30 protein-coding genes are annotated in these 25,686 nt (G+C 44.1%); 13 read left to right on the forward strand and 17 right to left on the reverse strand.

Annotated features, from left to right (window positions below; genetic code table 11):
- Positions 1-56: 56 nt before the first annotated feature.
- Positions 57-1,178 carry a baeRF3 domain-containing protein gene (locus ACFSR5_RS18970; RefSeq protein WP_380906049.1) on the reverse strand — a complete coding sequence of 374 codons (1,122 nt, stop codon included), beginning with the start codon at positions 1,176-1,178 and terminating at the stop codon, positions 57-59.
- A 290-nt stretch (positions 1,179-1,468) separates the two neighbouring features.
- Between ACFSR5_RS18970 and ACFSR5_RS18975 the strand changes: the two genes are divergently transcribed.
- The gene (locus tag ACFSR5_RS18975; protein WP_380906050.1) at positions 1,469-1,684 is read left to right on the forward strand and encodes a hypothetical protein; all 216 of its coding nucleotides are present in this window, start codon (positions 1,469-1,471) and stop codon (positions 1,682-1,684) included.
- A gap of 53 nt (positions 1,685-1,737) precedes the next feature.
- Here the strand turns inward: ACFSR5_RS18975 and ACFSR5_RS18980 are convergent, their stop codons facing one another.
- Positions 1,738-2,340 (reverse strand): hypothetical protein, encoded by a 603-nt coding sequence (locus ACFSR5_RS18980; RefSeq protein WP_380906051.1) that lies wholly within the window; start codon positions 2,338-2,340, stop codon positions 1,738-1,740.
- Between the two features lie 190 nt (positions 2,341-2,530).
- Here ACFSR5_RS18980 and ACFSR5_RS18985 point away from each other — a divergent pair, with 190 nt between their 5' ends.
- On the forward strand, positions 2,531-3,421 hold the full coding sequence (locus tag ACFSR5_RS18985; RefSeq protein WP_380906052.1) for an SDR family oxidoreductase: 891 nt from the start codon (positions 2,531-2,533) through the stop codon (positions 3,419-3,421).
- Positions 3,422-3,501: 80 nt separating this feature from the next.
- On the opposite strand, the gene ACFSR5_RS18990 is transcribed toward ACFSR5_RS18985, so the two are convergent.
- A complete protein-coding gene (locus ACFSR5_RS18990; RefSeq protein ID WP_380906053.1) occupies positions 3,502-3,951 on the reverse strand; it encodes a ferritin-like domain-containing protein in 450 nt (149 codons plus the stop codon).
- A gap of 146 nt (positions 3,952-4,097) precedes the next feature.
- Positions 4,098-4,595: an RNA polymerase sigma factor gene (locus tag ACFSR5_RS18995; RefSeq protein WP_380906054.1), complete on the reverse strand. Its 498-nt coding sequence runs from the start codon at positions 4,593-4,595 to the stop codon at positions 4,098-4,100.
- Positions 4,596-5,143: 548 nt separating this feature from the next.
- On the opposite strand from ACFSR5_RS18995, the gene ACFSR5_RS19000 reads away from it, so the two are divergent.
- Together ACFSR5_RS19000 and ACFSR5_RS19005 are read left to right on the forward strand one after the other, a co-directional pair.
- The gene (locus tag ACFSR5_RS19000; protein ID WP_380906055.1) at positions 5,144-6,223 is read left to right on the forward strand and encodes a sensor histidine kinase; all 1,080 of its coding nucleotides are present in this window, start codon (positions 5,144-5,146) and stop codon (positions 6,221-6,223) included.
- Positions 6,224-6,237: 14 nt separating this feature from the next.
- Positions 6,238-6,894 carry a response regulator gene (locus ACFSR5_RS19005; protein WP_380906056.1) on the forward strand — a complete coding sequence of 219 codons (657 nt, stop codon included), beginning with the start codon at positions 6,238-6,240 and terminating at the stop codon, positions 6,892-6,894.
- 103 nt (positions 6,895-6,997) lie between these two features.
- On the opposite strand, the gene ACFSR5_RS19010 is transcribed toward ACFSR5_RS19005, so the two are convergent.
- The 4 genes from ACFSR5_RS19010 to ACFSR5_RS19025 form a co-directional block, all read right to left on the reverse strand.
- Positions 6,998-7,549, reverse strand: coding sequence for a chromate transporter (locus ACFSR5_RS19010; RefSeq protein WP_380906057.1), 552 nt, complete (start codon positions 7,547-7,549; stop codon positions 6,998-7,000).
- Positions 7,549-8,223, reverse strand: a complete 675-nt coding sequence (locus ACFSR5_RS19015; protein ID WP_380906058.1) for a chromate transporter — start codon at positions 8,221-8,223, stop codon at positions 7,549-7,551. Before ACFSR5_RS19015 ends, ACFSR5_RS19010 begins: the two co-directional genes overlap by 1 nt.
- A gap of 98 nt (positions 8,224-8,321) precedes the next feature.
- Positions 8,322-9,506 (reverse strand): exo-beta-N-acetylmuramidase NamZ family protein, encoded by a 1,185-nt coding sequence (locus ACFSR5_RS19020; RefSeq protein ID WP_380906162.1) that lies wholly within the window; start codon positions 9,504-9,506, stop codon positions 8,322-8,324.
- A 292-nt stretch (positions 9,507-9,798) separates the two neighbouring features.
- The gene (locus tag ACFSR5_RS19025) at positions 9,799-10,179 is read right to left on the reverse strand and encodes a VOC family protein (protein ID WP_380906059.1); all 381 of its coding nucleotides are present in this window, start codon (positions 10,177-10,179) and stop codon (positions 9,799-9,801) included.
- 237 nt (positions 10,180-10,416) lie between these two features.
- Between ACFSR5_RS19025 and ACFSR5_RS19030 the strand changes: the two genes are divergently transcribed.
- From ACFSR5_RS19030 to ACFSR5_RS19045, 4 genes are read left to right on the forward strand one after another with little or no spacing between them, the layout of a single operon-like run.
- Positions 10,417-10,899 (forward strand): RNA polymerase sigma factor, encoded by a 483-nt coding sequence (locus tag ACFSR5_RS19030; protein WP_380906060.1) that lies wholly within the window; start codon positions 10,417-10,419, stop codon positions 10,897-10,899.
- The gene (locus tag ACFSR5_RS19035) at positions 10,883-11,485 is read left to right on the forward strand and encodes a hypothetical protein (RefSeq protein WP_380906061.1); all 603 of its coding nucleotides are present in this window, start codon (positions 10,883-10,885) and stop codon (positions 11,483-11,485) included. The genes ACFSR5_RS19030 and ACFSR5_RS19035 overlap by 17 nt, the downstream gene beginning before the upstream one ends.
- Complete coding sequence (locus tag ACFSR5_RS19040) at positions 11,469-12,359, forward strand: alpha/beta hydrolase family esterase (RefSeq protein ID WP_380906062.1); 891 nt, start codon at positions 11,469-11,471, stop codon at positions 12,357-12,359. The genes ACFSR5_RS19035 and ACFSR5_RS19040 overlap by 17 nt, the downstream gene beginning before the upstream one ends.
- A gap of 3 nt (positions 12,360-12,362) precedes the next feature.
- A complete protein-coding gene (locus ACFSR5_RS19045; RefSeq protein ID WP_380906063.1) occupies positions 12,363-14,213 on the forward strand; it encodes a serine hydrolase domain-containing protein in 1,851 nt (616 codons plus the stop codon).
- A 112-nt stretch (positions 14,214-14,325) separates the two neighbouring features.
- On the opposite strand, the gene ACFSR5_RS19050 is transcribed toward ACFSR5_RS19045, so the two are convergent.
- Positions 14,326-14,523: a DUF6965 family protein gene (locus ACFSR5_RS19050; RefSeq protein ID WP_380906064.1), complete on the reverse strand. Its 198-nt coding sequence runs from the start codon at positions 14,521-14,523 to the stop codon at positions 14,326-14,328.
- A gap of 224 nt (positions 14,524-14,747) precedes the next feature.
- Between ACFSR5_RS19050 and ACFSR5_RS19055 the strand changes: the two genes are divergently transcribed.
- Both ACFSR5_RS19055 and ACFSR5_RS19060 read left to right on the forward strand, forming a co-directional pair.
- Complete coding sequence (locus ACFSR5_RS19055; protein WP_380906065.1) at positions 14,748-15,029, forward strand: hypothetical protein; 282 nt, start codon at positions 14,748-14,750, stop codon at positions 15,027-15,029.
- A gap of 144 nt (positions 15,030-15,173) precedes the next feature.
- Positions 15,174-15,449, forward strand: a complete 276-nt coding sequence (locus ACFSR5_RS19060; RefSeq protein ID WP_380906066.1) for a hypothetical protein — start codon at positions 15,174-15,176, stop codon at positions 15,447-15,449.
- A 117-nt stretch (positions 15,450-15,566) separates the two neighbouring features.
- Here ACFSR5_RS19060 and ACFSR5_RS19065 read toward each other — a convergent pair whose 3' ends face one another.
- Complete coding sequence (locus ACFSR5_RS19065) at positions 15,567-15,677, reverse strand: AraC family transcriptional regulator (RefSeq protein ID WP_380906163.1); 111 nt, start codon at positions 15,675-15,677, stop codon at positions 15,567-15,569.
- A gap of 208 nt (positions 15,678-15,885) precedes the next feature.
- Between ACFSR5_RS19065 and ACFSR5_RS19070 the strand changes: the two genes are divergently transcribed.
- Entirely contained in the window at positions 15,886-16,491 is a 606-nt protein-coding gene (locus ACFSR5_RS19070; protein WP_380906067.1) for a hypothetical protein, read from the forward strand.
- A gap of 81 nt (positions 16,492-16,572) precedes the next feature.
- Here ACFSR5_RS19070 and ACFSR5_RS19075 read toward each other — a convergent pair whose 3' ends face one another.
- From ACFSR5_RS19075 to ACFSR5_RS19100, 6 genes are all read right to left on the reverse strand, one after another.
- Positions 16,573-18,729, reverse strand: coding sequence for a GAF domain-containing sensor histidine kinase (locus tag ACFSR5_RS19075; RefSeq protein WP_380906068.1), 2,157 nt, complete (start codon positions 18,727-18,729; stop codon positions 16,573-16,575).
- Between the two features lie 307 nt (positions 18,730-19,036).
- Positions 19,037-19,984, reverse strand: coding sequence for a hypothetical protein (locus tag ACFSR5_RS19080; RefSeq protein ID WP_380906069.1), 948 nt, complete (start codon positions 19,982-19,984; stop codon positions 19,037-19,039).
- 131 nt (positions 19,985-20,115) lie between these two features.
- Positions 20,116-20,637: an O-acetyl-ADP-ribose deacetylase gene (locus tag ACFSR5_RS19085; RefSeq protein WP_380906070.1), complete on the reverse strand. Its 522-nt coding sequence runs from the start codon at positions 20,635-20,637 to the stop codon at positions 20,116-20,118.
- Between the two features lie 57 nt (positions 20,638-20,694).
- Positions 20,695-20,820 carry a hypothetical protein gene (locus tag ACFSR5_RS19090; RefSeq protein ID WP_380906071.1) on the reverse strand — a complete coding sequence of 42 codons (126 nt, stop codon included), beginning with the start codon at positions 20,818-20,820 and terminating at the stop codon, positions 20,695-20,697.
- Positions 20,817-21,071, reverse strand: coding sequence for a DUF4440 domain-containing protein (locus tag ACFSR5_RS19095; protein WP_380906072.1), 255 nt, complete (start codon positions 21,069-21,071; stop codon positions 20,817-20,819). The genes ACFSR5_RS19090 and ACFSR5_RS19095 overlap by 4 nt, the downstream gene beginning before the upstream one ends.
- A 179-nt stretch (positions 21,072-21,250) precedes the next feature.
- A complete protein-coding gene (locus tag ACFSR5_RS19100) occupies positions 21,251-21,742 on the reverse strand; it encodes an META domain-containing protein (protein WP_380906073.1) in 492 nt (163 codons plus the stop codon).
- 400 nt (positions 21,743-22,142) lie between these two features.
- Between ACFSR5_RS19100 and ACFSR5_RS19105 the strand changes: the two genes are divergently transcribed.
- The gene (locus ACFSR5_RS19105; RefSeq protein WP_380906074.1) at positions 22,143-23,768 is read left to right on the forward strand and encodes an FISUMP domain-containing protein; all 1,626 of its coding nucleotides are present in this window, start codon (positions 22,143-22,145) and stop codon (positions 23,766-23,768) included.
- Positions 23,769-23,816: 48 nt separating this feature from the next.
- On the opposite strand, the gene ACFSR5_RS19110 is transcribed toward ACFSR5_RS19105, so the two are convergent.
- Positions 23,817-24,485 carry an acyl carrier protein gene (locus tag ACFSR5_RS19110; protein WP_380906075.1) on the reverse strand — a complete coding sequence of 223 codons (669 nt, stop codon included), beginning with the start codon at positions 24,483-24,485 and terminating at the stop codon, positions 23,817-23,819.
- A 661-nt stretch (positions 24,486-25,146) separates the two neighbouring features.
- On the opposite strand from ACFSR5_RS19110, the gene ACFSR5_RS19115 reads away from it, so the two are divergent.
- Positions 25,147-25,629, forward strand: a complete 483-nt coding sequence (locus tag ACFSR5_RS19115) for a DinB family protein (protein WP_380906076.1) — start codon at positions 25,147-25,149, stop codon at positions 25,627-25,629.
- The last annotated feature ends 57 nt before the right edge of the window (positions 25,630-25,686 follow it).

A 25,686-nucleotide genomic window follows, 5' to 3' on the forward strand; every position in this document is an offset into this window, starting at 1 on the left:
TTCTAAATTTATCAATTTAGCTGTTCTGATTTACCGGTAGGACGGGGCGAAGCGTATCAAAAGCGGTTCAGCGCTCCGATTCCCTCCGGAAAGGCCCCCTCTGCATGTGCCAACGTATGGATTTTGCCGCCGTTTTTGTAAGTGAGTAGGGCAATCTTATTAATGATATCGCCAGAACTCCCGGTGTCAGGTTTAATTTTCCTATCCGACAAAGAGACCGTGCCGGGGAATCGTTTTCCTGCAGCCACGAACAAGCGCTCGATTCGGCCGTCCATTGCATTCACCGCAATGTCGGCAATCGCGTCTGTAGCCAAGTGTTCGCTCTTGCCGACCGCATATCTGTTGATTTGTTTTTGGAGTGCAAGCTGCCGTTGTGTCTCTAGTATATGCAAAGCCCGTCGATGTAAATCCGATTTGTCCATGCCGTCCGCATTCAAAGAGATAGCATCCGGCACTAAACATTCATTTTTGCTGAGGGATTGAAACAGGCTGATGTTCTCGGGCAGAGCGGCTAACAAAAGAGGGATCTTTCGGTGTTTACAATATGTTTCATCAATTTCCCGATCGACGATCCGGAAGAAACGGGTGTTGTCCGTAACCTTCTCATCGGTTATTTCCATGTATCCATGGATTCCAGCGGAGCCTCCAGCTGCGCCATGAAGATGATTATCGGTCAAGTCGTCCCCCAAGGCTTCCTTCATGGTTGTTGGAATATGATCTTCTAACGTAATTTCTTCCAATCCGTAACAGTCTCCTTCAAAAAGCCGGACGTGGTTCTTGCCTAATGCCAATAGATAAAAAGAACTATTTATGCTGGTAAAAGCCAAAAGGGGAACGACATAGAAGCAATCGTCGTAGTAGAACGCACTGGGATAAACTTCTGGTAAAAAAATCGTTTCGAAAACATCGGCAGATGAAAAGATGGCCAATGTGCCTTGCTTTCCTCGAGAGAAGCTTTTTTCATTCAATAGCTTTTCAATAGGCTCAATTAGCTTCTCAATGACATGCTGTTGATCATTGCTCATTTGTGCACGAATATCACGTAGTAGATTTTTCAGTGTTAGATGGTCCTGTGCACTTTCTGGCAGATTGCGATGTACAGGTAGGTAAATGCTCAAGGCAGGAGTGGAATTTACCGTCGTAAGTGTTTCCAGTAATTCTATATCCAGTGTTTTCATAAGGGTTCGTATTTAAATCCAACGTCTTTTGTACAGAACATTTTGCTTAACAGATGGTTTCTAAAACACGTATTTGATCGGGTGGAATGTCAAAAATACGGGGCTTCGGGTGCGCGGAAATAAAGCGGTACGGGGGTCGTGTACACAAGCACTTACTTAAGCCACGTTCGATTACGGTAAATACCCAAAAGTTCGAATGCACGAACGAAACCGAATTCCAGTCGTTTATTAGAAAATCAACAGTAAACCAAGTAATTCACAGATTCTTTGGTTACCAAAAAACAGAAAATATGAAAAAGATTAGTTTTTTTGCAATTATGCTTGGAATAGTCGGAACATTAGCTGCCTGTGGCAACAGGGAGACGAATTCCGATTCGATGGGAGAAACCCCCGACACCATTAATCAACATATGGATGGCGAAACTGGTGTGGCACCTATGGACACCATACGCAGAGATAGCACGGATACGTTGGGCCAACCGACGCCAACTCCGCCAATGAATTAGTACACTTTATTCTCTCTCAGGAAGGGTGATTGCGGTAACACGGTCACCCTTTTTTACTTGTCGCTTTCTTCAAGCAATCCATGCACAAGTTTTTTCCACTGTGGATAAGAAAATCCCAATTTCGCCCCTAAGCCAATGATGGCATTGCGAAAATTATCCACAAAATCATCGTTTTCTAGATTGATCTCTTCGTTTCGTCCGAAATAACTAATATGCAGTTCGTTTTCGTACACGCTGATCTGAAATGTAGAGCTCGCGTATTGGTGAAAGAAATGTGCCACATCGCTACTGTCTGTTGTCGGAGGTGGTGATGGTCGTAAGGTAAATTGCGTAAATCCTTGCATGGGTTTATCTTCCATGTGGGTTACCGCCACCCAATCGTAACCATCTCCTTTCGGGCTTCCTGGGCCGGGTATGTCGATTCGGACGTAGTTCCCTAACTGTGGATGACCCGCGGCCGGTTGTCCGTCTAGGCCTATCAAACAGAACTGCGCGGAAGGTGCTCCGGCGATTTCGTGCCAATGATTTACGTCGAGCAAACGTAGACGTGTCCGGGTAAACGCATTGAAAGCTTCCGTGTGGGTGGGAAACCGCCGTTTTTCGGTGATGTCCAATTTTTTGCCCGTCACCTGTGACGGAATGTGTTCGTTTTCCATAATGTATCTTTTTAATATAGAATGGGAAAGTTTGTAAATGGTTTGAGATGGATAGAAAACGTATCGAAGATGTATAAATCCGAGGTGTTTTACCTTGTCGGCCGATACGAAATGGCAAAAAAATGAGGTTTTGCCAACGAAAAAGAGACACGGCCGTTTATAAGATAGACGAAACAAAATAAATAAAATTATGGCAACAGATAAACAAGGAAACCCAAAAGATCGCTATCCCGTACCTCCGTTTCCGAAACAAGATCAAGAACCGCCCGGCGTGACGTCTAGCATGCAGCCCGTGCCGGATCATGGCGAGTCGTCCTATCGCGGCATGGGGCGCTTAACGGATAAAGTGGCTATTATAACAGGAGGAGATTCCGGAATCGGTAAAGCAACAGCAATTGCAATGGCCCGTGAAGGTGCGGATATTGTTATTTCATATAAAGACAAGGTTGAGGATGAAGACGCTGCTGATACCCAAAAATGGGTCGAAGAAGCGGGGCGTCGTGCCTGGCTGGTGCGTGGAGATATCCGTGACGAAGCACACTGCAGGCACATTGTGGAGACCACGGTTGCAAAGTTTGGAAAAATAGATATACTGGTAAATAATGCAGCCTATCAGATGTCTTATTCAGATATTACGGATATTTCGGCTGAAGAATGGAATAAGACGTTTGAAGTCAACATGAGCGCCATGTTCTATTTTGTGAAACATGCGAAGGCCCATATGCCGGCTGGAGCGTCCATTATTAACACCACCTCCGTAAACGCATACAGTCCAAATCCCTCACTTTTGCCTTATGCCGCGACGAAGGGCGCGATTCAGAATTTCACGGCAAGTCTTGCACAGTCCTTTTTAGCTGATGGGTCAGGGATACGGGTAAACGCCGTTGCTCCCGGTCCTGTATGGACGCCGCTAATCCCGAGCACCATTCCCGATCATGAGAAATTTGGAGAGGATACACCGATGGGCCGTCCGGGGCAACCGGTAGAGATCGCTCCGGTTTACGTATTTTTAGCGACAGACGAAGCATCCTATGTTTCCGGGGCTACTATAGCAGCGACCGGAGGGCGTCCAACGATCTGACAACGGTGGGCAATCGCCGATAGGGGATCAGTAAATAAGAAAAGACTCGGATATCGAGTCTTTTTTTTAACGTGTATAGACTAGGATGCGTCCCGAAGTGTTTTAATATGGTTGTGTGCCATGTATTGCTGTTCCGCTTGTTGTCGAATGATGTTTGCCAATGGCAAGGGAACAGTATCCAGCTGTTTGATAGCTTCCTCGTATGTCTTTTTAAACGCATCCTCGCCACGCTCGCAACTTTCTAGGATACTTCGTCGATCGTGTCCAGTTATAGCACCTTTTAAATCCATCCATAGCCGGAACAATTTTCCACTTACACGAGTTGCGTCTGTTGGGAGTTCACCTTCATCGGCTAAAAAGGGTGTAAGTTGGCTGACAAATTGCTGGGTCTGAGATCGATATTGAACAAAAATCTGTCGCAAATCATCGTCATGTCCGTCGTGCAATAGCTCTATCGCTTTCGTGTAGCCCTCCGCCCGATCGTTGTTGATTTCGACCAGGTCCTGTAAAAGTTCTCTATGCTCTTCCATAATACTAATCCTTTTCTTAATAAACGACGATAGCGGAAATTGGTTGCCCATTTTTTATGTTTTCAGCTTTTAGCGCACTTCATCCAGCGATACAACAGCGGGCCTAGAAAATCTAGGCCCGCCGTACACGTACTTTTATCGTTATTTTAGTTTCGGTATACTTTTAAGCTTTTTTTCAGAAGCTTGCGCGCAATGTGTATCCGCGTTTTGACGGTGCCCTCTGCGATTTGTAACTGTTCTGCAATTTCTTGATACTTAAAACCTTCCATAAACATGGTAAAAGCGATGTAGTTGTCTGCCGGCAATTTATGTATGGCTTTTTGAATATCGTCCATCATAAATTTGGATTCGCTTTTGTTCGTCGTTAGTTGTTCAAAATGGGACGTGTGCGTGAGTTCCGTTTCGATGGTTCTGTATTTACTCAGTTTGCGGTAGTTATTAATGTATACGTTGCGCATGATCACAAACAACCAAGCAACAAGTTTCGGGTGATTGATGAACTTTTCCAGCGACGAAAGCGAGCGTATGAAGGTTTCCTGTACAAGTTCTTCTATTTCGTAAGGATCCTGTGTAAATTTGGTCGCTATTCGCTTCAGCAGCGGCTGGTTCTGTTGGATTGTCAAATTCAATAGTTCAGTTTTCATATTTTCTTTTGTTGGTTGTAAAACAATAAACAAATACAAAAACCGTGTTGCAAAGATGATGCAAAGATGATGGTGGAAAGCGCACTTTGTTAATCGCTTTTTTGAACATGCGAAAAACACGTACGCCGTTAAAAAATGACGTATGATTTTTGTAATATTTTGTTTTCCAGTGATTTGTATTTTTATTGTTATCTTTTTTTGCAATAAGATGCGCCTTTTGGAAGCGTATTGATTACGTGTTTTTATTTAAAAAAAGGGGCGTTTAACGCAACATCCTTTGAAAAATACGTGTCCTTACTTTACCGTCGGTCATTTCACTTGTGCGCATTTTTAGGATGGTCGATGATGCAGAAATTCGTTCGTCATTTCTGCACGTATATATACGTAGTGATAATGCGTGTATTTTTACCGCCTACATGCTATTTTGGGTATTTATTAGTAACTTATGGGATTGATTTTTGATAAAAAAGTATGGTCGTGAAAGGAAGCCTTTGGGGCCTCTTCTTTCATCTAACCGGAATTACGCTTAACTAACAGTGAGCAAATAAATGAACATAGAAAATAAGAATACAGCGCTTATGTCCTTTTCGTCTTTATTTCCTGAGGAATCCGCAGGTGACCACGCAAGAGGCTTACAGACTTTTTACGAAGCTTTTCACGAAGGTCCTTTTGGTTACTTATTTATGGATGAGGAGGCCAGGATATCGAAACATAACGATAAAGTATCTGAAATACTTTGCGCAGATCCTGCGTCGTTAGAAAATATGGTACTTTTCGACTTTCTATTCGCAGAAGAGCGTGCACGGGTTCAGGAACTGATGAACCGCGGGTTAGACACGTTTGGCGATCCGTTGCGTTTGGTGAAGGTGAAGTGTAAGAAGAAAGTATATCGGCTCGTGAGCATTTATCTCAAACGCATCCGGCTCGAGACTATTAATAAGGAGGTGTATGTACTTGTTTTTCTGAAGAATGAGTTCAGTCCTGCCAGCGCCTCTAAAGAGGAGCATGAAGCCTATTACAAAACGATCATTGAAACCCAGGAAGCGGAGCGAGAATTTATTGGTCTGACATTGCATGACAGCATCGCACAGGAACTCTATGCCATACGCATCAGCTTGCAGCGATTTCTGCTCGAGCACGGGCATGAAGAACAGATTATGCCGATCAAGAAGATGTTGAATGATACCATTTACAATGTTCGGAATATATCGAATGAGTTAGCTCCCACCGTATTGCGGGATATGGGTTTTTTCCAAGCTATGGATGATGTTATTTTTAGACTTCGAAAAGGGGGGGTCGATTTCAAAACCCGTATTGATCGGCGTATTACCGAGCTCTGTAAGGAATTACAATTGTGTGCCTATCGGATCATTCAGGAACTGTTCAACAATTGCATCAAACATGCGAATGCGACGCAAATTTCGCTTTCCATTCGTATTGCTGGAAAAGAAGTCGTCATTATCGTAGAAGACGACGGCCAAGGGTTTGGTCTTGATATGGAAGACTCCTTGCGTTTGGGGGCGGGGCTGCGGAATATCCGCAACCGAATAGCGCTATATGCCGGTACGATGGATTTATCCAGTTCGCCAAAGGGAAGCAAAGTTCAAATTAAACTATACACTAAATAAACGGATATAACTATATGATAAAGATTATTCTTGCCGAAGATCATCTTGTCGTTCGTAACGGGATAAAGCTGTTGATAGACTCGCAGGACAACCTACGCGTCATAGGCGAAGCGGATAATGGGTACGAAGTGTTGCAGCTATTGGAAGCAGGGGACCATCCCGATATCGTGCTGACGGACATCAGTATGGCGGGCATGGACGGAATACAGCTAGTCGAGCGATTGCAACAAGAGTATCCATCGATCAAGATTATTATGTTGTCCATGCTTAACAGCAGTCAACACGTTTTCCAAGCGTTTGAAAAAGGCGCCAAGGGCTATTTGGTAAAAAATGTGGGCTATGACGAACTTCTATTCGCTATACAGCATGTTTACAAAGGCGGGCGATATCTGTGTGAGGAGCTTGCCATGATGTTGCTGGATAAGCTTCATGATATCCCTTCATCCAGCACCAATGTGGAGCAGTTGATGTCAGATATGGATATCTCAGATCGCGAGCTGGAGGTTTTACAATTGATTAGCGAAGGCTTCACGAACATCGAAATAGCGGACCAGTTGTTCCTCAGCAAACGTACGGTGGAGGGTCATCGTCAAAATCTGATTGATAAGACCGGTGTTAAGAATTCAGCCGCATTGATTAAATTAGCCGTTAAAAACGGTTTGATCAAATAATTACATCTCCTCTACCTATGAAAGGCGTCCATGTATGGACGTCTTTTTTTTATAAGGACCGATGCTTTTCTGTAGGGCAGCGTACATCTATTGCTCGCTGTCGTTAGTAAATGGCCAATCCGATTAGGGCCGTTCCTGCGAGAATCAGTACAGGATGTAATTTAAATTTGATCACAGCTACCAAGGCTGCGAGGAACAACAACGTGCTGATTGGGTCTACGAAGTTTTCTACGTTGGCGAGCGATAGGGCAGCAAGCGCAATCAGCGAAACACCTAATGGTCGGATACCACGCATAGCGCTAGTAAAATAAACGTTTGAGCGGAACTTTAAAAAAAAGTATGATATAACCAAAATCATAACGAAGGAAGGAATGCACAGCGCTATGGTCGCGACTGCCGCTCCGAGCATAGACATGCTAGAAGCGTACCCGGCATGTTGTATTGCCGTGTAGCCCGCATAGGTGGCGGTGTTGATTCCTATCGGTCCAGGAGTCATTTGCGATATGGCCACCAAATCGGTAAATTCTTGCTTGCTCATCCAAGCATGTCGTTCGACCACCTCTTCTTGAATTAACGAAAGCATAGCGTATCCGCCTCCGAAACCGAACGTACCTATTTTGAGGAAGACCCATATTAGCTGTAAGAAAATCATCATTATCGTTTTTTAAGTTCGCCTTGGCTTTTTTTTCTTATTTTTTCGTAGACAATTCCGCCTATGCAGCCTGCAATGATGATCCAAACGGGTGAAATGTTGGCATAAAACATTAAAACCAGTGCTACGACCGGAAAGATCCATGTGCTTGCCGTCCAGTTATTTGCTTTGATCGCGCCGTAGCAGGGCGCTGCGATTAGTGCCACAACGACCGGTCGTAGCGCTTTGAAAGCTTTGATGACGTATATGTTTTCCTGAAACTTTCGAAAAAATGCAGCGATAAGCATAATAATCAAAAAAGGGGCTAGGATAGTACCTAACGCGGCTACAATGGCGCCCTTGGTTCCATATAATTTATAACCAACTAAGGCCGCAATATTGGTAGCGAATACGCCGGGGAGGGACTCCGTGATTGCCAGCAGTTCGTAAAACTCAATCTGACTCAGCCACTGCCGGTTGACGATCTCTTTTTCGATTAATGGTATGACGGCATATCCGCCGCCTATGGTAAACAGGCCTATCTTCGTAAAGAGATAAAATAATTTAAACAACATGAAATGAAGAGTGTAGTGGTTTTGCTGTGTCCTAAAGATACAGAAAATAAGTGGGCGACGCAAGCTTTTATTGGCCCCTATATCGATGGTGAGGTCCAAGATAGCATGTGTTAAACGTCCCATTCCACCGATCGGGAATCGTGCAAAAATAGTTGAGTAACGAATAAACCGCAGAAACAGTTTCTAGCCCTCAGCGGAATTCGCGTAGAGGGAGACGACAGCTAGGGGTAAAGCATGTATTTTTTTCGCATTTCGTTATAGGCTTTTAATCCCGGCTCCCAGCTTTTACGGATCTCGTCTTCCGTTAGGCCAGCTAAGATCTGCCGTTCTAGGGTCAGCCCGCCTGCCAGTTTTTTAAAGTCAACAATTTCTTTGCTTTGCTTGTTGTCAAAGAATATTCTTCTATTCGGATATTTATGGTACGTTTCTATGAGCCAGGATAAGTTGATTTTCTTAGTCGCTCGCAGTTTTTTTAGGTCGACTTGCCGTAAATCCAAACCGTAACATGTCTCATTTCTATAAATCGGGGTGGCGCTCATCCCTTTTATGCTTATTGGTGTAAAGGAGAAGTCGTATATGCCTTTTAAAGCCGGGCTCCCGATAACCGTGAACGGGAAATGCGTCCCGCGACCCTCGCTTAGTATAGTGCCCTCAAACAGACAGGTCGAAGGGTATAGAAGTACAGCTTGATACGTGTTGATATTTGGCGACATATGAACGGGTGGGATATATTCCATATCGTGGCTATAATTCGCAACCGGAATTACTTTAATTTTACATTGCATTCCATTGGCGAGCCATCCTTCTCCATTGATCATTTGGGCATATTCGCCAACCGTCATCCCATGAGTAATCGGAACGGGATGCATGCCGATTCCGGAGGAATGCTTCATATCCAAAATGGGGCCATCCACAAAATAGCCGTTTGGATTTGGTCGGTCCAAGATCAATAGTTCCTTTCCATTTTCTGCGCAAGCTTCCATAACTCGATGCATGGTTCCAATATATGTGAAATACCGGACGCCGATATCCTGAATGTCGAAAATCACCAAATCGATATCCTGCAACATTTCTTTCGTAGGTTTGTTTGTCCTTCCATATAAAGACACGACTTGAACTCCTGTCAAAGAGTCTATAGAATCATTAACGTGAACTCCGGCTCCAACATTGCCCCGAAAGCCATGCTCCGGGCCAAACACCTTCACGATATTAACGCCCAAGGAAAGCAAGCTGTCTACGCTCGACTGATTTCCAATGCGAGATGTTGGATTAACCACCATGGCGATCTTCTTGTTTTTCAGGTAGTCAATGTATACCGGGACTTGGTCTGCCCCCGTACGGATTTGACAGATTCCGACATGGGAAATCAAGAAAATTAAGCAAAGGATACTCGTGATCTTTCTCATCATGTTGTCATATAATAGGTATAGCGCGTGTCTACTGTCGATGATACGTCTCTCATTACATAGGGATCCGTATCTGTACCACACTTTCTTGCTGTAATTTTACGTATAAAAAACAAAATATGCAAAAAAATGCAAATTAACGGAAGTCCATTTAACCTTCTTTATTTTGTGGATTGTCGTTAGTGTTTGGTATGTAATCCGTTATTTTTATTTACCGTTTGCCTTTGCTGTTGTCGTTGATACCTATTTGAATGTTTGTTGCATGATTGTGCGCCATTTTCTGAACTGTCTCTTATTTGACTTTATTGTCATGTTGTTGTAGGTTGAATACTGTACCTGCTGGATCGGTTATCCAATGCATGTCTTTTGGAAGTTCTTCGATTTCATCACACGTTTCGATACCATGTTGTCGGAGATAGTCGGTTGCCTCCTCGACATGCGGGACCGTTAGTTGTAACCATGTTTCGGCGTGTGTATAGTTATCGACACAGTCTAACCAAATAATATTATGTCCAAATATAACTTCGTGCGTGCGGGACACTGTTGGATTCACAATAGGTTTCTCCGTTACGCTCAATTTCAGAATATCCCGATAAAACGCAACTGTTTTTTCATACTTGTTTTTAGGGATTTTGATGGCAATATTAATACCTGCTTGAAATGTTGTTGTCATCTGTTTTGTTTTTGTGATGGATACTATGTCGCAGACCGCTTGTGTTATGCTGCTTGGCAAATTAATTTTTTTCTACGGATATTTACTTCTCTTATGGCAAGAAATAGGATTCATTAACTTAATAAAAGCCATTGTGTATAAGTCGCTATGCTATGCTTGTCTGTTGGTCGGAAGGGGCCTATCATTTTTTGGAATAAATCTGTAACATTTTGAAACTTTCTGTATTTAGCTAAAGAAATGGATTTTGAACAGCTATATAGCGCGTATTCGCCTCGGATTTTTAGGGTATGCCTCGGTTATTTCAACGATGCAGAGAAAGCTAAGGATGTGATGCAGGATACTTTTGTTACGGTTTTTGAAAATTTAGGACGGATGAAACATCAGGAAAACATTTCAGGTTGGATCTATCGCATCGCAAGTAACAAATGTTTAAGGCAGCTTGCGCACGAAAGGAAGAACGATCTTGCAAACAATTATCACGTGCTAAACGCAGCTGCTACGGAGTCTTCACTCGTGGAGGATGACTTTGTCAAGCTGCATCGCTGCATCGCGTCTCTACCGCCGCTAGATCGGTTAATCATTGGATTCTTTCTGGAGGATGTAAAGCAAGAAAAGATTGCGGATATTGTGGGCCTTAGCCATACCAATGTTCGAGTTCGCATCCATCGCATAAAAGATGTTTTAGCAAAAAAAATGAAAAACGATGAATCCCAATTTTGAGGAGCTTAAAGAGCTTTGGCGTACGGTTGATTCTGTACCAAAAGACAGTTTGAAAAAAACCGAAGAACGTATTTTGCACATGAGGAAACGAAGGCGCACAGGTATCCTATATTGGTCGGTAACTATTCTTTTATTCTCGGGTGCCGTCATTGGATATATTCTTTACACCGACGAGTTGCAGGGAATAAACAAAAGTGTGGCTGAATGTATGCTGCTTTTTAATGCGGTGTATTTATTTGTTTTCTCCTGGAAAAAGATTAACGACCAACGAAAAGAGCTGTTGTTGAATAGTGTAGAATTTCTCACCTACTTATCCCGTGTTCTTGTTAGGCGCAGACGACGGGACATCCGTGTAGGCTGTATCACCATCAGTATTTTCTTGATTACGCCAATTCTTTATTACGTGGACGAGTTTGCTCTTTCTCCCATCACACTCGTGATCACTGGGGTTATACTTATTGTTGAACTATTCGTTTTGTGGTTTTTGCTCAAACCGCTTTATGAAGAAAGAAAGCTTGCTCAGAGCCAAGAGTTATCTATCCAAATTACCGAACTGATACATGAAATCCATGATGAGAAAAATTAGTGTTTTCCTATTGTTGGTTATTATGTCGCTGGTGACGGTTGCACAAACAGCCTACTTCACGCACCAGGGCTTAAAGAGAAAATACATCGTATATACGCCAAAAGGATATCATCAAACGAAACGTTATCCTGTTGTTTTTAATTTCCACGACAAAGGTATGACCCCTGCTGAACAGATGTTGTACACCAAGCTGAACCAGACTGCCGACAAGTACGGATTTATCGTCGTCTATCCCAAAGGGGTAAATGAAGATTGGAACGTCGGTTTTGGTATGTCTTATCGGCATGGAATAGACGATATCGGTTTTATCGACGCATTGCTGTCTCACCTGCAAAAAGATTACCTAATTAACCCTAGCAAGGTATTTGCGACGGGGTTATCTAGAGGGGGATTCTTTTGTCATCGACTTGCGGCGGAACTTTCCCATCGATTTGCTGCGGTTGCGCCAGTAGGGGCGAATCTTCCAGACTCGGTCGCGATGTACCACCAAGGGATAAACAACATGGCTATGCTGATGATCAATGGGATGGTAGACGAAATAGTAGACTACGCTGGTAAGGAGGGGAGTTATTATTCCGCGATGGGAAGTTACACCTACTGGAAAGATCGTTCGTTTACGAACGAGATGGGCAGACCCGCCGATACGGTGTTTCGAAAAGGTGAAGCGGTCCTCGTCCGCGAGGCGTCCAATTCAAGGATATCAATTTCCTTACTAACTATTGAAGATAGTGGCCATACGTGGGCAGGAGCTGACGATTTCAATATCGGATTGCCTCTTGGAAAAACGTCACGTGAAATCGATCTTAATGAATACATCTGGGCTTTTTTTGAGCGACACGCGTCGAAAACGCTAACGACATCCATCGAAGATTAAATTATGCGTACATATACGTTGTTTGCGGACCGAGTAGGAAGCCTGGTCCGCATCATGAGGGTTTGGTCTTTGCTCATCGCTATCCTTACTTTAGGTAAAGTCGTCGCTCAAGATATCGAACCCAAAATCACACAATTGCTCCAGGAACAAGGGTTGTCGGGGGCGGTGTATACGTTGGTTGATTCAGATAGTATATCCTATTTTGGTTCGGGGCTGAAGAATGTAAAAACAGGAGAAAAGCTGCATAGAGATGATAAAGTTCACGTCGGTTCGATTACAAAAACCGTTCTGGCCATAGGTGTGTTGCGGCTGGCTACGGAAGGACGACTGCACATAGACGACCCGATTGAAAAATATATGCCCCACCTTCCCATCCGTAACCCATGGGCAGATTCGCACGCAGTCACCATCAGGCACCTTCTGGACCACACTTCTGGGCTGGGAGACATCCGGTTATGGCATTTTTTTAGTACCAGTTGTAATCCGGACACGCCGCTGCAGGAATTTTATGCCCGCACGCCCGAGGTGCTGCGGATACAGACTAAACCGGGGACTATATTCTCGTATTCCAATATGGGGTACACGATATTGGGCATTCTTATTGAGGCGATCGTTCATGAGCCGTATGAAGATTATCTCGACCGAAGTGTGCTAAAACCCATAGGACTTAAGCATAGTACGTTCCATTTTGTATCCCAAAGTAAAGATAGGACGCTAAGTATGGGGCATTTTGAAGACGGAAGCATAGCGCCGGCGATGCCAATCTATGTCCGGCCAGCCGGTCAGTTCACCACTACCGCCCATGATATGGGTATCCTGTTGCGGTTTATGCTACACCGAGGGCGTTTGGGGAGTGACGCATTTATTCGTCAAGAATTCATGGATATGTTCGGCGTGCCCACGCAAACGATAGCTGCAAAGTATGGCTTAAAACATGGTTATGCGTTTGGCGCCGTATCGCGCGACCGCCACGGCGTCGTAGGGATAGCCCATTCCGGAAATACCATTGGTTTCCGCGCGATGTACTACCTGTTCCCCGAACATAATAAAGCGTTCTTTATCGCACACAATATGGATAGCGAGCAAGCTGATTATGAGGTTTTCAATAAGGTATTGATTAATAAATTACTTCCTATGCGTACCGTCGGACGGCGATATCCGAACAAACCGTTTTCGCGTGTCGAGACCACGAAATGGGACGGTTACTATGTTCCGGTAGTTACCCGAATTGAACCCATGGGACTTTTAGACATGCTCACGAAGTATGTTCAGGTGACATACACGCCGGAAGGACTGGTCCTGACGCCCTTTCAAAAGCAAGGGCTCGTGTTGACCACAGCGGACAATCGACTGTTTCGGACGATTGATAAAGTTGATGCTTCGCATTTATTTTACGTAGATGCGTATGGACAACATTACCTATCCACTGGTATACAGACTTGGCAAAAAGTCAAGGGGTGGCAGATAGGAGGGGTTATTATCCGTTGTTTCTTGGGTAGCGTGGCTTGTCTTATCGTTTTATTTTTAGGGAGTTACCGCGTGCTAAAGCCGCAATCCCGAGGTCGTCGCACGCCCATCTTATATTGTTTTTTGGGTTTGCTTTTGGTGCTGGTTTCCGGTATATTGTTGTCTATGAATGAACTAACGCAGATCGGCGATAGAAATGTATCAACCTGTATGGTTTATTTTTCCACATTGACGCTTCCGGTAGCAACGTGTATGTCCTTGTTTGCTTACGCAAAGAAGCTAGGGACAGGTATTAAAAGTTTAGGATTTTGGGCTGTTTTGCTGGTCGCACAATTTGTGTTGCTACTTTGGGAATATGGGTTGATCCCGTTGGCGACATGGAGATAAAAAGAATGTGGACATGCAGCACAGAAATTGCGAAGTAGATGTTCATCAGTTGGACGTCGATTTTTCGTCTGCCGGGCCAACGATGTTGCGCGTCCAATCTGTATACCTACTACTACCGCGTGGCTTCGTAAAACTTTCGAAGGCGAAGGTATGCCGGAGATTTTTCCAATTCTTTCTTCCACTGTTCGACCATGATAAATTGCGTTTTCAGAAATTGTTGATAATCAGTCACCACCTGATCCGGTCCTATCTCTACACGGTCTGGAAATTCCTTGCCAAGCAATGCTGCCTTTAGTTCGTCTATTTTCATGACGCGAATTTAATCAAAACGCATCATATCTCTCTGCATATAGTTATTTTCTATACCATTGTATAGGCGGGTCGATACATTTAGGTAGATTTTTAAGCGAAAAGATTCCGTGCTGGTGCTCATGGGCGATGCCATCCCATGTTTCCTATTTAAGTTCGTATATAGCAAAACCATCCACCTACTTTTGCCGTTTCCTATGTATAGAGCAACCTAGTTGATAGGGTATGATACGGGAAGATTTAATACGCGCAGGGAATATATTAAAGGTAGGGGAGACCGCTGTTGGCCATCACAAAAAATGTTATTATCCGGTTTCCTATCAGGGACGTGTCGTGGGCGTTGGCCTTTTTCATGACAATAATCAACTTTGTACACTCGCGTTAGTGGTAGACGAAAACGGTTCGACGCTCATTTTAGGACATTTTTCGGAAGAGCATCTGGTGGAGAAGTTTGATATAGCCCGATTAACCATTTTGTTTGATAAATTATATATCTCTAACTTATGATGTTATGCATGTTTTTTTATTCGTACACTCGATTTCCAATCAATCTCTTGGTGTGAGCGGATAAAAAAACAATTTACCCGCAAAAGATCGCCACATTTTTCATAAGTTTGATTATTAAATCTAAACGCAACTAGTCCATACTACATGAGAAGGGAGGATCTTTTCCGTGTCGGTGATCCGATTGAAAGCGGCTATACGTTGGACGGGAAGTTCAAACGTAGTGTATATACGGTCGCGTATCAAGGAACGGTGGTCGGTGTGGGTATTTTTCATGCCGAAAACGATTTCTGTACGATCGCTTTTGCTGTTGATCAAGACGGAATGAAGACTTTTTTCGGTCACGTATCCGATGAGTATCCCATCGAACGATTTGATATGCAACAGCTCGCTTCTTTGTACACGATCCTGTTTAAAGAGTGATGACGAGGACGACGGCTTCTGCGTACGCAAGTGAGCCGTAAAGGCAACTTTTTACTGATTAATTGCCCAATGAATACGTCTCATCTGCGGTTAACATCTGCCAACGTTCTGTCATCTTTAATTGATGTGTCTATTAATATACTCGGAAGGACTCAATCCATATGTTTTTTTCAATATGGTCGAAAAATACGTTTGATTTGTAATCTCAGGGCATAGGCCACTTGCGATATGTTCATCTTTCTGTCTAACAACAGCCGTTCAGCTTGTTTCAGGCGCAGATTTCGTATGACCGATTTCTGTAAGTCTGTTCGGAACGACGGTCGCAAAGAAGAGTAGAAGATGACATACTTGTAGCTGTCGAAGTGTATTCGCCCTTGGTATTTATGCGGGAGTTATTTGTTTTTATACGGTATCGGCGTATTGTTGCTTAAACCTTATGAAAGGTTATCCGTTCAAACATGTAAAAGTATGTGACATGGACAGTTATAGCATCGATAGCCTAGCCGCTGTGCAAACGGAAATCCACTCATGGATTTCCATCGAGCTGAATAATCTAGAACCAGCCTTGCGAAGCATTCCAAAGGAAGAATATGCGGGTCATAAACGGTTGATATTGGATTATTTCGAAGATTTCTATACATTGGAATTGGTGCAGCTGAACCAAAAACCGCACGTGTACTTGACCGCGGTACAGGTTCCCGCCGTGGACTTAGAGGCTGGTCAGCCTAACACGGCAGTACCGGGCGTCTGTCTCTCGTATCCTATTCTTTTTCGATGTAAGTCACCTGCCGTCGTAGGCCTCGTTAAAAATTATTTGCGGCAGGAGATGCGCCTCTCCTTCTCTAAGCTGGACATTCAACTACCCTTGTTTTCCACAGCCGTTTGGAGAGGAGCAGTGACGCATTACGATCGTGCTGTAAATCACTTGTGCGACCGCGTCCGTTCTCTCGAGCAACGGATTAAGATGCTCGTGCTGGACCGTAGGCCGTTGTTGGAAGAAGGAATAGCAAATTGTATGGAACAAAGGCAATTGGCGTCGTAGTAATGGACAGCCGATGAACTGTTAGGAGCGGTATGCACCGCGCTCCGTAGGGTCGTCCCGCCTTCCTATTCCTTGATTCACCTAAGGTTGGCCGCAGTCTTTAGGAAAGACTAAGGTCACCTGCGTACCTTCGCCGGGTACACTGCGAAACCGGACTTCTCCTCCCATCCGTCGCATAATTCGGGATACTAGTGCCAATCCTATACCCGTACCGATAAACCCCTTTGTATTTGATGCGCGAAAAAAAGCGTCCTGCACCCTAGGGATCTCAGCTTCGGGAATACCGATACCGTTGTCACTAATCGTGTACCATACCGTATCTTCGACGATTTTACTCGAAATAGTTACCGTGGGTTCAACCGCCTGAGTACTATACTTCACCGCATTGCCTATCACATTCGCGAATACTTGTCGAACGGCACCTTTTTCCCCGCAAATTGGATGCAATATACCGACTGAAAGCGTGCAGGCAGAATTTTGAAATTGCAATTTCGCCTCTTCCATTATACGAGGTATCAAGGTCTGTACTGCGATCCGTTCTTTCGTATAGGCCGTGCCATGCACGCGTGTGAGTTCCACCGTGTTGTTAATGAGCTGCTCCATATAGCGAACGCTATCTCCCAGCGTAGCACACCATTTTTGTAGCAATTCAGTCGAAAGAAAATGGTCCCGTTCGAGAAGTTGCAAGCCCAGCTTGATGGTGGATAACGGATTCTTTAGGTCGTGGGAAAGTGTAAACGTAATCATCTCCAGTTCATTATGCGCCGACTGTAAGTTTTCGGTAGAACGCTCTTGTTCGCGTGCACGGATTACAACCGCCTTTTGAATCATTTTATCTAAGCTTTGCATAAAACTGATGTCGTCTTCATCCCAATATGCTGCAGTATCGACCACGGCGTCTTCGGCGAAAACAACGGGTAGGGGTTCATCGGTTGCGCCCTGATGACAGGCGGAGATCGTGCGGTGCATATTAATTTCTGTACGTATCTTTTCGTGCCGAAACCAGATCAGGTAATGATCCTCATCTTTCCCCACTTGCAATGCAGCCAGACCAGCAAAGGGCAGGGGTGCTTCGAACTGAGACGCATGTCGCAGACGAAAATTATGATCTTTAAATAAAGGTTTACGTCCGACCGGCTCCTTTAAGAACGCCACTACCTGTTCTATTTGTTCCTGTGGTGGCTGCAGGCCGACGCCGGTTGCTATACCTCGGTAATAGCACGTGACACCATCGGCCTTTGCCAGTTTTTGTATCGTAGGAAGATGATGGATCAAGCATGCGTTGAGGGAGTATCCTCCCGCTAATTTTTCTCTAATGTCCTTTTCAGACTGTTTGATAACTTCGTAGAAATCGGCCGCTTTTTGACGCCCTAAATTTTTCTGCCTGCGTGCGGCGGATTGCACCAACAAGTGACACAAGACGCGTTTCTGAAAATCAATTTTCTTTTTTGAGGTGTTCCAGACGAGCACGATTCCCCAAAGCACTTCGTCGATTATTACGGGCACGGCTAAGATCGATGCAGCCCCTACGTAGTGCGAGAATATTGGCTTATTGGGTAAGGGCAAGACTTGCGGAGGAAGTTGAACAGATCGATCTACGGTAAAAAAGGCTTGGGCAGGATGTTCAACATCCGGCAGGTAACTGTGTTCCTTATCCACCAAATACGAAAGCAATTTACTGGGAATAAAGTCGCTCGAAAACTGTCTGCCGCCCAACGTGGTGGCGGCATTGGGGGATGCATATATGACGGAGCTACTTCGGTCGTCGTAAACCTGTACGACGGCGCAATGGTCAAATCCAGCGATTTGTTGTACGACTTCCGAAAGACACGGCCACAGCCGCCCGGAGAGCTTGTCTATTTGGCTGTTGAATTCGCTAATGGCGGTAGTGAAAATCACCTCATCCAGTTTTTTCTCCCATTTTAGATACCACTGGTTTTCGCAGGTGTAGATATGCAGGTAAAAAACACGATGGTTCTTCTTGACTAAAAATATTCGCCCCGGTACGACATCTTGATCTAGCACTTGAAGCGATTGCGATAATTCTTCCGGAACCTGAAATTGCGAAGCGAGATATACTTCTAAAGATGTTCCCAATACCGTAGCCGGATCAGGAATTTCTTTCAGTAGCGTTTCACTGATGCCCGTGATCCGTCGCTCCTGATTGAAAGATATGATGTGTGCAGACGACTGTACATGGAGTGTGTATGCCTCTGCATTTGTGTTTTTCGTAGGCATACCGATAAGATATTTTTATATGATCAACATACGCTAGCCAAAATGCTATGTTTTAACATAACGAATTTTTTACAATATTGTTTTTGACGACAGGAATTATAGTTGATTTCGAGGGTGATGCATGTTTTGGGGTAGGCGTTTGGCAAAGAAAGCCAAACAACCCCCAAATATGTTTTTTCCCAAATAGATTGGATAACGGTAAGTTACTATTCCATTTCATGATACGTTGGGCGCGCGTGTGATACGTTTGCCTGCGAATGAACAAGGGCTGATAACTGTAAAATCGAACGAATCCACTGACAATTGCTTACCCTTCCGACCTTCGTTTCTCTATCTGTAAAATATTGTTTTGGATATCGCTCATGATCCATTTTGCCCACCAGCCTGCATAAAAGTTAAATGTTGTGTTCATCTTGAAGCGACTGTATAAGTGAAGACGATGCAGCCCATTGGATCGTTTCTCAAGTCTATAAGTCCCATGCAGTACGTCAAAATAATTTCCCCCTATACTAATATGTTCGTCCAATGTGGTCGAAGGAATTTCATGGGGAAAAGCCTTTATGGTAAAAACCATTTTTTCGTTGTCTTTATATTCCGTTACTGTTTCATGAAAGACAAGTCCTCTCGTGAAGATCGCTTTACGGTATGCGCCCACGCCTTCGAAGTTCAATTCAGCTTTTATTGGCCTGGGAAGACCAAGCGCACGTGTTAAATAGCCTGTATCTTCTTCCGAAGATATTTCTTTTACGCGCGTCACATGGTTCCATATTTTTTCGGCTGGCGCATCAATGTCGATGAATGTATATGCTTCGTATGTTCCGGGGATGGTCTCTATGGCGTTTTCCATTGGGCTGATGAAGAGGGGTAAAAGCGTTAAAATGGTCATATGGAGTTTTCCATCCATCTTTCGTTTCTTTAAGTACCCGCCGATCATTCCTCCGAAGGAAGCCGCCACCAAAAAGATAGGCAATATCATTATCCAGCAAGCCCAGCCTTCTATCTCGAAAATGATCGTCACGATTAGAAAGAGAAAAACAGGAATCCAAGGCGCAACAATCTTGTAAGCAGTATTACTTGCTTGTTCAGGGGGCGATAGAAAAACGGTTAATATACCTACGATCGTGGGTAGTAGAAACAAAAACGTCACCGACATGACTGAAAACAGTTCATTCCAAGAATTAATGCCGAATATCATCCGAAGGATTATCGCATAGGCTACAGGAATGCTGACAGCAAAAAATATAGTTTTTTTCATTACTTATGGATTATGATCATTACGAGATGATTCTTAACTACATAAACGGATCTCATTCCTACGCCACTATTTCAACTTTCTTTGTCGGGGCGAATCTGGATTCTGTTGAGATAGAAGTCCGCTCATTTTCTTCAAGAAGTTTGTAAATTCGTCAATAGTCGGAAGTTCTCTTCATCGAAGCAAACAATGATAATTTGTTTTATAGTGGAGTCTGATGCTAAAAATCGCTCCATTGCTTGAATCGAAAGCTGAGCGGCCAATGGTTTGGGAAATTTGTAGATACCTGTACTGATATTCGGAAACGCGACGGTTTTACAATTATTCGCTACAGCTAATGAAAGGGAGTTATGATAGCAGTTGGTTAACAACTGTTCTTCCTTATTTTTGCCACCATTCCAGACCGGGCCGACGGTGTGAATTACATGTTTAGCCGGTAGATTACCGGCTGGTGTGATGACCGCTTCGCCGACTTTGCAACCTCCTTGTCGCGACACTATTCTTCGACATTCTTCCAAAATTTTTGGGCCGCCGGCTCGGTGAATAGCTCCGTCGACACCGCCACCACCTAATAAGGACGTGTTTGCTGCGTTTACGACCGCGTCTACCTCCATTTTAGTAATATCTCCTTTACCGACTTTAATTCGTTTATCCATGTTGGTCTTCTATATCCTAACTATCAGATTTTTAGGTTAGCACCCTATCTGTTCGCCTTATTCTGTCAATTGCATAAAACTTGCTCCAATAACCTTTAACGAGCCATCGACATATCGCCACACCCTAAAATACCTGTATTTTCCATCTGTCGGCGCGCCCATTACTTTTCCTTTTGCGGTCATGGGGCTATGGAAAGGGTAGCGTCTCCGAATAGGCTAATCTGGTCAATTTCTCTAAAGGCATCCTCAATAACGATGGTTTTTGATTTATGCGAGTTCAAGTCCATCTCCTTTGTCAGTAGTTCCCCGGTCGGCGCTACCGCCGTAAGGTTGTCATCCAGTAGCTGATCAAGCAAGTCCACATGGTTAGCTAGTCGAGCCAAGAAGAGCTTGTTCTCCGCTTCGACAACGTCGTCTTTTGTGATGTTGTTCATATCCTGATTTTATAAACGTAAAACATGATGTGATACCATCCATCATGTCGTACCTAAAAATAATAAATTAGGATCGTATTCCGGTTGTATCGCTTCTTTTTTATCGAAGAACTTATCCGGCAAGGCTCATTTCAGACGTAGTTCTTGGAAAGTTGTGTGACTTGCTGTGTGACTTAGGGTTACGTACGGGAATGGTAAAAAGGGCGTAGTTTAGCCACGGTGTGATTCTGTGCATCTTTCAGAACCAATAGGCCTGATGATACTTCATATTTTTCAGTCTGTGCTAACGCGCCTAGAAATTGTTGTTCCATTTTTCGGTTAGAGCACGCGTTTTGCGTCGCTCGAATCGGGAAAAATTTGATTTCATTCGATCGGTCTGACAGTATAAATGTTGTTCCGAAGGCATTGCACCCAAGTTCGCCTACCGCTGTATTGCCCCGCTCTTCCAGTATGATAAAAGCTTCTTTTCGGGATTGAGAATCCAGTACAACTGGCCTGTTATTGACTTCCTGAAAGTGCCATTCCTTATTGAATAACGAGCGGAGCGCGGTATCTCGTTCGGTGGAGGCGGGTACCTGCGCCGTATCCACCCCGGCGTTTGTCATTTGCTGGTTTTGACAAGCCACAATGAAGCCTGTCAGTAAAAGGAACAACAAATATTTTTTTTGCATAAATTAATTCTTTGGGGTATGTATCTAGCGACAAATATAGGGTGTCATGTAGCTCCGAGAGTTATGGAATTCACCACAAAAGTTGGAGAATTCATAGCAATGTCAGACGTTTTCGACATGCGTAAACATGTTTCTCCAAGTAACTTCTTTTTAGAATTGGATCCCGTGAAGTAAACGGGATTTGTCGTTTTGTGCTCGGCTAGTTATATTTTTGATAACTTTTGTAAGTAATTGGACAATATTTTAATAGATGTTTTTGCCGAATTTTATACGTTGACAGGAGTGCATTGTGCAATGTGGTAGAGTGGTTTGATAAAGAAGCAGCGTGCGGTGCAATGTATTCCGGTCAGATGAGGGAATCAGTAGTTAGGCAATCGTTGATTAATTAAATTGGAGCGACATGAAAAACAGTTGTGCAACGTATTTAAGTGTGTTCTTTATCGTATGGATAAGCATAACGGGATGTAAAAGAGACGGCCTCGAAAAGCAACAGGGCAAAGCCGATGTTCGCATCCGTGTGATTGGATCTAGTTTTGACGGCAGCGGCACGCTTGCGACGCGCTCTTCAGGTTCCGATCAAGCTATCCACCCGTCGATCAGGATCCAAGAGCAACGGCTTCAGATTGGCCAAGATCTTTTTTTAGAATTGAAATTGTTCCCCGTGGATGATGCGGAACCCCAAAAAATGAGTGCGTCGGATCGAAAGAAAGCCGCAACCGAACAGGGAAACTTATCTGACGATGTTCGATACAAAGTCGTGGTATATACAGCCAACGAAAATTATGTGACCGAACGAGACTATATAAGAGGTAGGGAAAGTGACACGGAACCCCTGATGCTAGACGGGGGGCAGCCGTATATTTTTATTGTCTATTCGATTAATAGCCGTTCGGAACTCCCCCCGGTTACGTTCTCCGACCTATCCAACAAGACCCTCTCCACTTCGAGCTTATCCGATATAGACGGCCATGCCGACATGATGTACTTCCGGCGAGACATGCAGGTGGAGGGAGGGCAGGAAAATCACCTGGAAGTTGTCCTGCGGCATTCCTTCAGCCAGATCACGGCAAAGGTAGATGCGACCGCTACGGGATATGCTATCCAGGCCATTGATGCGGGTGTCGATTCCCACTATCCTTCGGCCACGATCAACCTTGCCGATGCGTTTATTACACGCTCGGGATCAACAGAAACTGCGTCAATAGATTTTTCAGGACTAAATTCTGCTGTCGTTAACGGCGTGCCTTTGATACTGAACGGTCACACCAATGCGGCCTCGTTCATCATTTCATCCCTAAAAGTTGGTCCTGTCACGGCCAATGACCTCACGCTCCATGACCTCACGATCGAGCCCGGCGTAAAATATAATCTGAATCTGACCCTTACCCCGAGCGATATCTATTTAGAACATGCAGGTCAGTCCGCAGCACGCATTGATGGCATCATCTGGATGCGACATAATCTTGGGGCAAATACAGATCTTGATCCCGATCAAAATCCATCTGTTCAAGCCTTGCACGGCAATTACTATCAATGGGGAGAAATCCGGGTCGTCGCGAATGCCTCCACACCAGCCGGTCCTATTTCCAATTGGGATCATGCCAATCCGCCGAATAATGCCTGGAATTCGGGGAGCGAATCCGCGCCGATAAAGACGTCGAATGATCCCTGTCCCTCTGGATATCGTATACCGACATTAAACGAGTTTAAAAAACTGATCGCAGCAACCACACAGAGCGACCTCGGAACGTGGGGTAACTCATCGACCAATTACAGGGCCGCTAAAGTGTTGAAGAGCAATAGAAATGCAAATGTACAATTGACTTTTCCAATTGCCGGTAGCCGAAACTGGGATAATGGTACTTTAGAAAACCGGGGCAATGTTGGATTTTATTGGTCAAGCTTAATCGTAAATAACCGGGTAAGACATACGAATTTCCGATTTAGTATAAACGATAATGCCGATGATAGCAGCGCAGATAGAGACTGGGGTTTTCCACTCCGGTGCGTCAGCACGCAGCAGTAAAATGCGACAGAAAGGGGATGAGAATCCCTAACAATTTTGTAGATCGTGTCACACAAATCTTGATTCTCTTGTCAATTTGCTTTTGTCTATGCCCAAATCGTTACTGAAACAGTCAATCAATACTTTTTCGATCTCATTTTTATTGAAAGTTGTCGGGTTTCGTCTGGATTTCAGATAATTTTCTCTTGTCATTTTTCTTACAAGCTGTCCCACCGTTTGTATGTCAAGCTCATTAGCGATCTTATTGGCGAACCAGAACCCAGCAATAGCGAATACCAATCCGGCGAGTCCAACCTGCCAACTATTGGAAAACCCAACAAAGGATGCAAGCAGTATAATAACAAGTGTCGTACTCAACCAATAAGGTGGCCGTAGGATATTCAACTCAAAGCCTAAGCGCTGTTCCCATTTTTTTATCTGTACACGCCTGCGTTCTTTTGGTAAAAGGTCCATAAGGGACGAGTTTGTCGAGATGCTTTTAGGATCTATTTGACCTGTCGAGACGATTGCGTCACGCAACTTATAAAATGCCTGTTGGCTTGTACAGTCGTTTGAGCTGTCATATGTGATTTTGCCAACAATATGGTCGCACAATTCGCCAAAGGTTGAAATGTAGAAAAGTTCGGAATCACCAAACTCAATGCCAAACGATTTTTCAATCTGTATGAGTAAATCGTTGATATCGTCAGGATCTATATTTTTCAGTTCGTCGTCCATTATGCTTTCTTAGGATAACAGTTGTTTGATTCTACTAATATATAAAAATAAAAAGAGTTGGGAGCTGGTGATCTTGATGATATGTGAGATTGCTACATTAGCAGATCTTTATTCGCCAATCTTAAAGCAAAGCATCTATTTCAGGTATATTTCCGGTAGTTTGTTGTTTAACAACGCTGGTTCCTGCTGGGCGAGCTTTTGCTGGCGCGAGCTTTTAGCCCGTGCCCGGTTCGTGTTGTACTGTTTAGAGTAGCACGAGCCGCAGGCTCGCGCTAGCGTATGCTTAGGCTTTCTGTCTGCAACGCCGGCTCCTACTGGCCCATGCTGGCGCGAGCTTTTAGCCCGTGCCTGATTCGTATTGCATTGTTTTAAAGGAGCACGAGCCGCAGGCTCGCGCTAGCGTATGCTTAGGCTTTCTGTCCGTAACGCCGGGTTCCTGCTGGCCCATGCTGGCGCGAGCTTTTAGCTCGTGCCCGGTTCGTATTGCATTGTTTTAAAGGAGCACGAATCACAGGCTCATTTTCTAAGAAAGGAGGTGGACGCTATGTCGTTCCGTGGCGGGGAGACATTTTTGTTTTAGGTTTTTAACTCCAATGACTATATTAGGAGTTCGGTAAGATCTCCGTCATCCATTGTCGTCCTACGTCAATACACTATTATCATGGAAAGCCTGATAGCATATTTTACGTACCAGTATACACTGGTCCAAGAATCAAGAAAAACTCTTTTTGACTATTGTAAAACAATTTCAAGGGAAGATTTTATCGAACAAAACAGCTCTTTTGGGCGTGGTGGAAGTATTCGAAATCTATTGGTTCATATCGGCAATACATATGAACACTGGATTATCAAACACATGCTAGGGAAAGATATAAACTTCACAGCGTATTCGACAATACATCAACTGGACGGCGTGTTGGAACTCTTCGCCTCCATTGATCATGAAATGGCTCAGTTCTTAAGCCGGTACCAGTCGTCGATGTATGAAGCACACCTGTTGGATATAAACGGAATTACGAAACGTGTATCTCCGTTTGAAGCATTTACACATGTGATAACACACGAATTCCATCACAAAGGACAAATACTGTCTTTGAGTAGGCATTTAGGATATTTGCCGGTCGATACAGATATTATTCGATAAAGAAGAAACGGGACGATTTACGCGTTCAAAGGCAAATAAATAGCTTGTCTGTTTGGC

The organism is Sphingobacterium suaedae, from assembly GCF_042684625.1.
Classification (GTDB): Bacteria; Bacteroidota; Bacteroidia; order Sphingobacteriales; family Sphingobacteriaceae; genus Sphingobacterium; species Sphingobacterium suaedae.